This window comes from Pseudonocardia alaniniphila, assembly GCF_022524485.1.
In the GTDB taxonomy this organism is placed as follows: domain Bacteria; phylum Actinomycetota; class Actinomycetes; order Mycobacteriales; family Pseudonocardiaceae; genus Pseudonocardia; species Pseudonocardia alaniniphila.
In genome coordinates, this window is record NZ_JAKXMK010000028.1 from 181,298 (window position 1) to 188,491 (window position 7,194).

Consider the following 7,194-nt stretch of genomic DNA (forward strand, 5'->3'; position numbering starts at 1 on the left):
ATTCAGATCACTCCTTGCGTCTTGAGCTCAGCGAAGCGCTCCGGGGCGAGCCCCAGTTCGCGCACGTACACGTCCTCGTTGTGCTCCCCGAGCAGTGGCGAGGTCTCCACCTTCACCGGGGAGTCGGACAGCTTGATCGGGCAGCCGACCGTCTTGAAGGCGCCCCGCTCCGGGTGGTCGACGGTGACGACCATGTTGTTGTCGGCGAGGGAGGCGTCCTCGATGATCTCCTTGGTCGACAGGATCGGGCCACACGGAACGTTCAGAGCGTTCAGCTCCGCAAGCGCGTCCCACTTCGAGAGGCGGGACGACCACTCCTCGATCAGCTGGAACATCTTGTCGAGCTTGTTCAGCCGCGCCGCAGGGGTGGCCCACTCCGAGTCCTCGGCGAGTTCGGGCCTGCCGATGAGCTTGGCGATGGGGGCCCAGCCCGGAGGCTGCACGATCACGTAGATGTAGTCGTTGGGTCCGCCGGGGCTGCACTTCACCGCCCAGCCGGGCTGGCCTCCACCGGAGGCGTTGCCCGAGCGCGGCACCTCGTCGGTGAACGACTCGTTCGGGTACTCGTTGAGCGGGCCGTGCTCGAGCCGCTGCTGGTCGCGCAGCTTCACGCGGCACAGGTTGAGGACGGCGTGCTGCATCGCCACGGTGACGCGCTGGCCGCGGCCCGTGGTGTTGCGCTGCACCAGCGCCGCGAGGATGCCGGCGACAGCGTGCATGCCGGTGCCGGAGTCACCGATCTGGGCTCCGGTGGCCAGCGGCGGCCCGTCCTCGAACCCGGTGGTGGCCATCGAGCCGCCCATGGCCTGGGCGACCACCTCGTACGCCTTGTAGTGGGTGTACGGACCCTCGCCGAAGCCCTTGATCGAGGCGTAGACCAGCCGGGGGTTGATCTCCTGGAGGCGGTCCCAGGTGAATCCCATCCGGTCGACCGCGCCCGGGCCGAAGTTCTCGACCAGGACGTCGGACTTCTGGACCATCTCGATGAAGAGCTTCTTGCCTTCTTCGCTCTTCATGTTGAGCGTGATGCTGCGCTTGTTGCAGTTCAGCATCGTGAAGTAGAGGCTGTCGACGTCCGGAATATCCCTCAGCTGCTGACGGGTGATGTCCCCGGTCGGCGCCTCGAGCTTGACCACATCGGCGCCGAGCCAGGCGAGGATCTGCGTCGCCGACGGCCCGGACTGCACGTGGGTCATGTCGAGAACGCGGATTCCGTCTAGTGCGCTCATTCGTATACTCCCCGGGGATCTGCAGTGATCACTTGTACATGGTCTGGTTCATGGTCCCCGGGGCGTAGACCTCCGGGTCGACCCAGACGTTGATGAGGGACGGCAAGCCCGACTCGCGGGCTCGCTGGAGTGCAGGTGCGATGTCGGCGGGGTCGCGGACCTCTTCGCCATGACCACCGAGCATCTTGGCGAACTGGTCGTACCTGACGTTGCCGAGCGTGTTGCCCACGCGGCCCCGGTTCTCGCCGTACTTCTGGATCTGCCCGTAGCGGATCTGGTTCATCGACGAGTTGTTGCCGACGATCCCGACGAACGGGAGGTTGAAGCGAACCAGGGTCTCGAAGTCCCAGCCGGTGAGGCTGAAGGCGCCGTCGCCGAAGAGGGCGACGACCTCCTTGTCGGGACGAGCGTGCTTGGCGGCCATCACGAAGGGGATGCCGACGCCGAGGGTGCCCAGGGGGCCCGGGTCCATCCAGTGACCGGGGGACTTGGGCTGCACAACCTGGCCGGAGAAGGTGACGATGTCACCGCCGTCGCCGACGTAGATCGAGTCCTCCGTGAGGAACTCGTTGATCTCGTGCACGAGCCGGTACGGGTCGATCGGCATGGCATCGGAGCGCTGGCGGGGGAGGCGCTTCTCGTATGCGGCGGTCTCGAACGCCCGTAGCTCGTCGATCCAGGCCTTCCGCTTGGCCGCGCCGGTGCTGACGCGGCCCGAGGAAGCAGCCGTAGCGGCCCCCAGGATCGCGCCCACGTCGCCGACGAGGCCGAGGTCGATGTCGCGGTTCTTGCCGACCGTGCGGTAGTCCAGGTCGATCTGGACGACCTTGGCCGTGGGCGAGAGCCGCCGGCCGTAGCCCATCCGGAAGTCGAACGGCGTGCCGACGATGATGATGAGGTCGGCCTCGTTGAACGCGTGGCGGCGGGCCAGCTGGAAGTGCAGCGGGTCCTTCGGGGCGAGGGTGCCTCGGCCGGCGCCGTTCATGAACGCCGGGATGTTCAGGGTGCGGACGAACTCGATGGCGGCGTCGGTGGCCCGGCAGGTCCACACCTGGTTGCCCAGTAGGACGCACGGCTTCTCGGACTGCGCGATGAGGTCGGCCAGCTGCTCGACGGCGGCGGGGTCACCCGCGGACTTCGTGGAGGCGCGGTAGGAGCCGGGCCTGGGGAGACGGGCCTGCTCGTAGGGCACGTGGGCGTCGAGCACATCGCGCGGGATCTCGAGGAACGACGGGCCCGGGGCTCCGTTGAAACACTCACGGAAAGCCATCGACACCATGTCGGCGGCGCGGGCCGTGTGCGGCACCGTGGCGGCGAACTTCGTGATCGGCGTCATCATGTCGACGTGGGGGAGGTCCTGCAGCGAGCCCATCTTGTGCTGGCTCAGTGCGCCCTGACCCCCGATGAGCAGCATCGGGCTCTCCGCGCGTAGCGCGTTGGCGACGCCGGTCACGGCGTCGCTGGTGCCGGGGCCGGCGGTGACGACCGCGCAGCCGGGCTTGCCGGTGATGCGCGCATAACCGTCGGCGGCGTGGGCCGCAACCTGCTCGTGACGTACGTCGATGACCTCGATGCCCTCATCGACACAGCCGTCATAGATGTCGATAATGTGACCGCCGCAGAGGGTGTAGACCGTATCCACGCCCTCGGCCTTGAGTGCCTTCGCGACCAGGTGGCCGCCGGAGATCGTCTCGGGTGCGATCGCCGCATCGCTCACCCCGTGGCGTTGAGCGCTCGCGGGGATCGTCTGCGTCATGGCGATGCACCTCCTCGTAGTCGTCGCCACTCGGCCAGCGGCTAGTTCCATACTGCATACGGTATGGGTGCTTTGGTACTCCTAGCTTCGTCGGATGTCCAGAGTTGGTTTCCCGACAGCCCTCGTGACCCCTGTATGTCCGTCCTGTTCCGTCTTGACGTCGCGGTTCCATACTGCATACTGAATGCACAGTCGCCGAGGACGGGAGCTCGACGTGAAGGTTGCTGTGCTGGGTGCCGGTGCGATCGGTGCGTATGTAGGAGCGAGCCTCAGTCGGGCAGGTGTCGATGTACACCTGGTCGCCCGCGGCGAGCACCTCAAAGCGCTCCGAGCCAACGGAGTCCAGGTACTGAGTCCCCGCGGTGACTTCACCGCCCATCCCCACGCAACGGACGATCCCGGCGAGATCGGGCCCGTCGACCACGTGTTCCTGGGGTTCAAGGCCAACGCCTACGCAGCGGCCGGCCCCATGATCAAGCCGCTGCTGCACGACAGCACCAGCATCATCGCCGCTCAGAACGGGATCCCGTGGTGGTACTTCCACCGCCTTCCCGGGCAGTTCGAGGGCCACCGCATCGAGAGTGTCGACCCGGACGGTGCGGTCACGGCCGCGCTCGACCTGGATCGTGCCATCGGCTGCGTGGTCTACGCCGCTACGGAGATCGAAGCTCCCGGCGTCGTACGGCATCTGGAGGGCACGCGGTTCTCCATCGGGGAGCCGGACGGCAGCATCTCCACGCGCTGCACGGAGTTCGCCGAGGCGATGGTGGCCGGTGGCCTCAAGTGTCCGGTCGAGGCCGACCTGCGTTGCGACATCTGGATCAAGTTGATGGGCAACATCGCCTTCAACCCGCTCAGCGCGCTCACCAGGGCGACGATGGCCGGGATCTGCCGCCACCAGGGCACTCGCGCCCTTGTGGCCCAGATGATGGAGGAGACCCTCGAGGTCGCCCACCGGGTGGGCAGCTACCCCGAGATCTCCGTGGAGAAGCGTCTTGCCGGCGCCGAGCGCACCGGCGAGCACAAGACCTCCACGCTTCAGGACCTGGAGCGTGGACGCCCGATGGAGCTCGACGTGCTCCTGACCGCCGTGGTGGAGCTCGCCGATCTCACCGGCGCCGAGGTCCCCACTCTTCGGGCGATCACCGCTGTAGCCGACCTGCTCAACCAGCAGGTGGCCGCGGCGTCCTGACAGGTCCACGCCCAGAGGCCGTCGGCGGGTGAACAGCCTGCCGGCGGCCGGCGCGTCTCCAGGCCCGAACTGCGCGAACGGCACTCCCGATCAGGTCGACGGGAGTGCCGTTTCCGTATTCCGGGGTGGGCCGTGCACGCCGCGAGGCGTTGACTATGCGAAACGGCCTCCTCGCCGGTCCGGCCGGACGCGGTCACCGTGCTGTGTCCGGTGGCCTCAGTCGGCCAGTGGCACCAGCTCGTGCGCCGGCTCGATCTCGTTGACGGTGTTCAGGGACTCGCTCGTCGCGGCGTCGGCCTCCCGCTCCACCATGACCTCGACGAGTACCGGCAGCTGCTGGGCCTCCGACTCGAGCGTCGCCCAGCTCAGCGCATCGGCGATGTTCCCGGGCTGATCGATGCGTCGCGCCGGGCAGCCGAAGGCATCCATGAGCGTGACGTGGTCGATTCCGCCCTCGCCGCAATGCAGATCGTCGGCGTTGTTGACCATGACGATGACGAACGGAATCTTGTGCTGGGCGGCGACCGCGATCTCTTCCATGAGGAACTGGAAGGAATGGTCGCCGACCACCGCGACAACCTGCTTGTCCGGGAGCCCACTCTTGACGCCGATTGCGGCGGGCACCTCCCAGCCGAGCGGGCCGGGCTGACCGCACACCATGTGACGGCGCGGTTTGAACGTCTGCTGGAACTGGCCGGACCAGATCCCGTAAAGACCGATCGCAGTCACGAATGCGGTGTCGGGTCCGAACGTCCGGTCGATCTCCCGGAACACACGCGAGGGCTTGATCGGCACGGCGTCGACGTCGTCCGGGCGCCGCAGGGTGGCACGCAGGTGCGCCACCCGTTCCACCCACGTCCCGGGCGCGTGCTGCGGCGACGAGCGCCGGGCGTGGTCGCGCATGGCGGCCAAGGTCGGCTTGGCGTGCCCGACGATCCCCAGGTCCGGCTCGAACACCCTGCCGATCTGTGTCGGCTCGATGTCGACGTGGATGAACGTCCGTCCGTGCCGGTAGGTCTGCAGATCGCCGGTGTGCAGGTTGCAGAACCGCACTCCGACCGCGAGCACGAGGTCGCTCTCGAGGAACGTGGCGTTGCCCCAGCGGGCCTGCGTCTGCAGCCCCGCCATGCCGGCGAACAGTGGGTGGTTCTCCGGGAACGACCCCTTGCCCATCAGCGTGACCTGCACGGGCACCTGGAGGTACTCGGCGAGCTGGCGTAACTCGTCCGACGCCTCTGCGCCGATGACCCCGCCGCCGGCGAGGATGATCGGCCGCTGAGCCTTCTCCAGCATCTGCACGGCCGCGTTGATCGGCTGCACCCGTGGCGCCGGCACCTCGATCGGGAGCGGTGCCTCGACCTTGCGGTTGTAGAGGCAGGTGCCGCGCTGCACGGCGATCGGCAGATCGATGAGCACCGGGCCCGGCCGGCCCGAGCGGGCGATCCGGAACGCCTCACGGAACACCCAGGCGGCCTGGGCCGGCTCCGTGAGCCGCGCGGCCCACTTCGTCACCGGCTTGGCGATCTCGACGATGTCGACGGCTGGGAACGCCTCCTGGCGCGGCTCGGTGCGCTCCGGCTGGCCCGTGATGCAGATGATCGGGACGGAGTCGGCGAGCGCGGCGTGGAGGCCGGTGATCATGTTCGTGGCGGCAGGACCGGACGTACCGATCGTCACGCCGACCTTGCCGGTGGCTCGTGCCCACCCGTCGGCGGCGTGCGTGCCGCCTGCCTCGTGGCGCACTGTCAGGTGCTTGATCCCGTTGTCCAGCAGCGCCGCGTACAGCGGCAGGACCGTGGCGCCGGGGATGCCGAAGACCGTGTCGACACCCTCCGACGCCATGACTGCCGCCACCGCCTCCATGCAGGGGACGACCCTGCTCGCGGTGGTTGCCATCGCTAGCCTTGCAGCAGTCCGGGCTCGGCGTTCTCGAGCACCCCACCGGGCCCGAGAACGACCTCTTTGGTCCCGAGGCCGACGATCCCGACGGGTTGTGTCACACGGACTCCTCGACGGCGGCGGCGGACCGCAGGTGCCGGGGGAGCCAGCCGAAACTGTCGGCGCTCTGTCCCACCGGCTTGTACTCGAGGCCGACGTAGCCGCGGTACTCACTTGCGGCCAGCCGGTCGAGCAGGATGGGCCAGTCGAGGTTGCCCGTGCCCGGCTGTCCCCGGCCGGGTGGGTCGGCGATCTGGACGTGACCGAACCGGTCGGCGCGCCGCTCGATGAGCTGCTCGACCGGCTCGCCCATGCGGGCGAGGTGGTACAGATCGGCGAGGAACGCGATGTTCGGCACGTCGTGGATGACCCGCAGGTACTCGATCAGGTCCAGCGCCTCGTGCGAGGAGGTGATCGGGTAGTCGGGGCTCTCGATGTTGTTGAGTGCCTCGATCACGACGGTGGCCCCGGCCCGTTCGGCGGAACGCGCGGCGAGCACGAGGTTCTCCGTGGCGATCTCGCGCTGCTCGGGCACGCTCGACTCGGGGTCCCAGTTTCCGTACAGGGCGTTGAGAACAGTGCAACCGAGCGAGGCGGCGAAGCCGACGGCCACGTCGATGTTCGCGCGGAAGCGTTCACTGTCGGTGGGCCGGGATAGGAGGCCCCGCTCTCCTGCTGCCATGTTGCCGGCATCGAAGTTCAGGCCGACCAGCCGCGTGCCCGAGTCGAGAATCGCGTCACGCAGCTGGTCGAGATCCCGATCGGACGGCACCGGCTCCGGGAAGGGCCACCACAGCTCGACGGCGTCGAACCCGGCTTCCGCGGCCGCAGCGGGTCGCTGCAGCAGCGGTAGCTCGGTGAACAAGATGGACAGATTGACGTCGTAACGCAATGCCATCTGGGCGGCGTCGGGCATACGGGGCTCCTCCCGGAGTCGACGGACGGGCGAGGACGGAGATCGCGTCGCGGCGGCTCCGGCGGGCCTGGGAGCTAGTGCGCCTTGATGAGCTCCCGCATGAGCGCGGCGGTCTCGCTGGGGGTCTTGCCGACCTTGACGCCCGCGGCCTCCAGGGCCTCCT

Annotated in this window: 5 protein-coding genes; 1 reads left to right on the plus strand and 4 read right to left on the minus strand. The window is 68.2% G+C overall.

From position 1 onward, the window contains the following. Positions 1-2: 2 nt before the first annotated feature. Both frc and MMF94_RS29655 read right to left on the minus strand, forming a co-directional pair. Positions 3-1,229: a formyl-CoA transferase gene (gene frc, locus MMF94_RS29650; RefSeq protein ID WP_241040541.1), complete on the minus strand. Its 1,227-nt coding sequence runs from the start codon at positions 1,227-1,229 to the stop codon at positions 3-5. Between the two features lie 28 nt (positions 1,230-1,257). Next, a complete protein-coding gene (locus MMF94_RS29655; RefSeq protein WP_241040542.1) occupies positions 1,258-2,985 on the minus strand; it encodes a thiamine pyrophosphate-binding protein in 1,728 nt (575 codons plus the stop codon). Between the two features lie 214 nt (positions 2,986-3,199). On the opposite strand from MMF94_RS29655, the gene MMF94_RS29660 reads away from it, so the two are divergent. Then, complete coding sequence (locus MMF94_RS29660; RefSeq protein WP_241040543.1) at positions 3,200-4,177, plus strand: 2-dehydropantoate 2-reductase; 978 nt, start codon at positions 3,200-3,202, stop codon at positions 4,175-4,177. Positions 4,178-4,393: 216 nt separating this feature from the next. Here the strand turns inward: MMF94_RS29660 and MMF94_RS29665 are convergent, their stop codons facing one another. Together MMF94_RS29665 and MMF94_RS29670 are read right to left on the minus strand one after the other, a co-directional pair. Then, positions 4,394-6,040, minus strand: a complete 1,647-nt coding sequence (locus MMF94_RS29665) for a thiamine pyrophosphate-binding protein (protein WP_241040555.1) — start codon at positions 6,038-6,040, stop codon at positions 4,394-4,396. A 133-nt stretch (positions 6,041-6,173) separates the two neighbouring features. Then, positions 6,174-7,031, minus strand: a complete 858-nt coding sequence (locus tag MMF94_RS29670) for a hydroxypyruvate isomerase family protein (RefSeq protein ID WP_241040544.1) — start codon at positions 7,029-7,031, stop codon at positions 6,174-6,176. Positions 7,032-7,194: the final 163 nt, after the last annotated feature.

What these genes read in the sequence shown, in the direction of transcription:
- MMF94_RS29655 (WP_241040542.1), bottom strand. Translation starts at nt 2,985, where the DNA reads ATGACGCAGACGATCCCCGCGAGCGCTCAACGCCACGGGGTGAGCGAT.
- MMF94_RS29665 (WP_241040555.1), bottom strand. Translation starts at nt 6,040, where the DNA reads ATGGAGGCGGTGGCGGCAGTCATGGCGTCGGAGGGTGTCGACACGGTC.
- MMF94_RS29670 (WP_241040544.1), bottom strand. Translation starts at nt 7,031, where the DNA reads ATGCCCGACGCCGCCCAGATGGCATTGCGTTACGACGTCAATCTGTCC.
- frc (WP_241040541.1), bottom strand. Translation starts at nt 1,229, where the DNA reads ATGAGCGCACTAGACGGAATCCGCGTTCTCGACATGACCCACGTGCAG.